The following is a 2437-nucleotide window of genomic DNA, read 5'->3' as shown; positions in this document are numbered from 1 at the left end:
GCGAGATCGAGGTCGGGCGCGAACCCGGCGGCCGGCCCACGGTGCGCTTCACCGGGCGCGTCCAGCAGCACGCCGAGCGCCTGGGGGCGAAGCGCGCCTCGCTGTCCCTCACCCACACCGAGCAGACGGCGATGGCGCAGGTCATTCTGGAGGACTAGTCCGCTGTCCGAACCCGCCATTCCCGCCGCGCTGCTCCCTGACGAAGAGCTCCTGCCTCCCAAGCCGCTCGCGCGCAAGCAGCTGCTCTGGGGGATGTTCACCGTCTCGCTGGCGAGCCTGCTGCTGGAGCTGGCGCTGACCCGGCTGTTCTCCGTCGTCCTCTTCTATCACTTCGCCTTCCTGGCCATCTCGATCGCGCTGCTCGGACTGGGCGCGGGCGGCGTGTTCGCCTACGTCCGCAAGCAGTGGCTGGAGCGCTGGCGGACCGGCCCGCTGGCGGCGGCGCTGTGCTGCATCAACGCGGTAGCGATCGTGGTGGTGCTCGAGGTCGTGCTGCACCTGCCGGTGTCGCTCGAGCTGAGCAAGTGGAACTTCCTCAAGCTGACGGTCATCTACCTGGTCTCGGCGGTGCCGTTCTTCTTCACCGGGGTGCTGTTCTCGGTGGTGTTCGCGCGCGAGGCCAAGACCATCGGCGTGCTCTACGGCGCCGACCTGATCGGCGGCGCGATGGCGTGCCTGGCGGTGGTGCCGCTGCTGAATCTTGTCGGCGGGCCGAACACCGTGGTGGCCGCCGCCATCGTGATGGCCGTCGGCGGGCAGATCTGGGCGACCAAGCGCGACGGCGCGCGCCACCTCGCCAACGGACTGGTCACGCTGCTCGTGATCCTGCTGGCGCTGAACTACTCCGGCAAGCTCATCGACATCAAGTACGCCAAGGGCCAGCGGCGCGACCAGCCGTGGATGGAGTGGGCGCGCTGGAACGCCATCTCGCGCGTCGAGGTCAACAAGCAGGGCACGGGCAAGGTCATCGTGATCGACGCCGACGCGCAGACCGCCATCATGAACACCGACCCCTACTCCTGGGACCCGGTGTACCGGCGCGACCTGATGGCGGCGGCGCCGGCGGTGGCGAACGTGCTCCGCCCGACGGGCGACTACGCCATCATCGGGCCGGGCGGCGGCGTGGACGTGCTGCGCGCGGTCGCCAACGGCAGCAGGAACGTCACCGGCATCGAGATCAATCCGCTCATCGCCGACCGCATCATGCGCGGCGAGTACGCCGACTACGCGCACCATCTTTACGAGATCCCCGAGGTGCACATCCACGTGGCCGACGGGCGCTCGTGGATCCGGAACTCGCACGACAAGTACGACGTGATCCAGATGACACTGGTCGACACCTGGGCCTCGACCGCGGCGGGCGCCTACGCGCTGAGCGAGAACAACCTGTACACGGTGGAGGCGTTCAAGGAGTACTTCCAGCACCTGAAGGGCGACGGCTTCATCGCCATCACAAGGTGGGAGTTCAAGCAGCCGCGAGAAGCGCTGCGGGTGGTGAGCCAGGGAGTGAAAGCACTGCAGGAACTGGGCATCAAGGACCCCCGGAAGCACTTTCTGCTAGTTTCCGACGGTGCGCTCGATGAAGATGGCCGACCAGTATTGGTCCTAGTGAAGCGCTCACCATTTACTCAGGAAGAAGAGGACGCGGTTCGGGCGCACCTCGAGCGAAATCCAACTCTGAAGCCAGTCTATTTCCCCTTCGAGACTCACGATTTCAAGCCAAGTCTTCACAAGTTTCCGCCCTTGGCATTCGCGCAGGGCACTTATTCCAATCCACCGTCCGGCGATAACCAGTTCCATCGATTACTGAGCACGAGTGCGTCCCCGATGGACTACGCCGTTTTCCTGCGGTTCTACCCCTACAACATCAGGCCTGTCACCGACAACGCGCCCTTCTTCTTCTTCACCATCAAGACGAAGGACGTGCTGAAGGGCATCTTCGGCGGGACGGGCAAGGGGATGGACTGGCGCATCAACCTCGGCTCCGTCGTGCTGTTCATGCTGCTCAGCATCTCGGCGGCGGCGGTGGTCGGGTTCCTGGTCGTTCCGCTGGCGCTGCACCCTGCGTCGCGGCTCCACGGGACGCGCGGCCTGTGGTACTTCGTCGCCGTCGGCCTCGGTTACATCCTGGTGGAGATCGCGTTCATCCAGCGCTTCGTCCTGTTCCTCGGGCACCCGACCTACGCGCTCACCGTGGTGGTGTTCCTGATGCTGCTGTCGAGCGGCGCGGGTTCGATCGTCGCCCGACGCTGGATCGGAAGTGAAGACCCGCGGCGGGTGCGCTGGGCGCTGGGGGCGATCGTGGCGGCCATCGCGCTCTACCTGTTCGTCCTGCCGCCGATGCTGACGTCGCTGGTCGGGCTCGACTTCGGCATCAAGCTGGCGCTGACGGCGCTGGTGCTGGTGCCGCTGGGATTCGCGATGGGGATGCCGTTCC

The 2437-nt window shown here is 66.0% G+C and carries 1 protein-coding gene; it reads left to right on the top strand.

The features are described 5' to 3' along the window. Positions 1 to 252 precede the first annotated feature (252 nt). The coding region (locus tag VLA96_04315) for a hypothetical protein (GenBank protein HSE48411.1) at positions 253 to 2437 on the top strand (2185 nt) is incomplete at its 3' end.

The sequence above is a fragment of the Terriglobales bacterium genome (assembly GCA_035457425.1).
GTDB lineage: Bacteria > Acidobacteriota > Terriglobia > Terriglobales > Acidobacteriaceae > JACPNR01.
The sequence above is the reverse complement of the archived record's forward strand: the minus strand, read 5'-3'. Positions and strand labels throughout refer to the sequence as shown.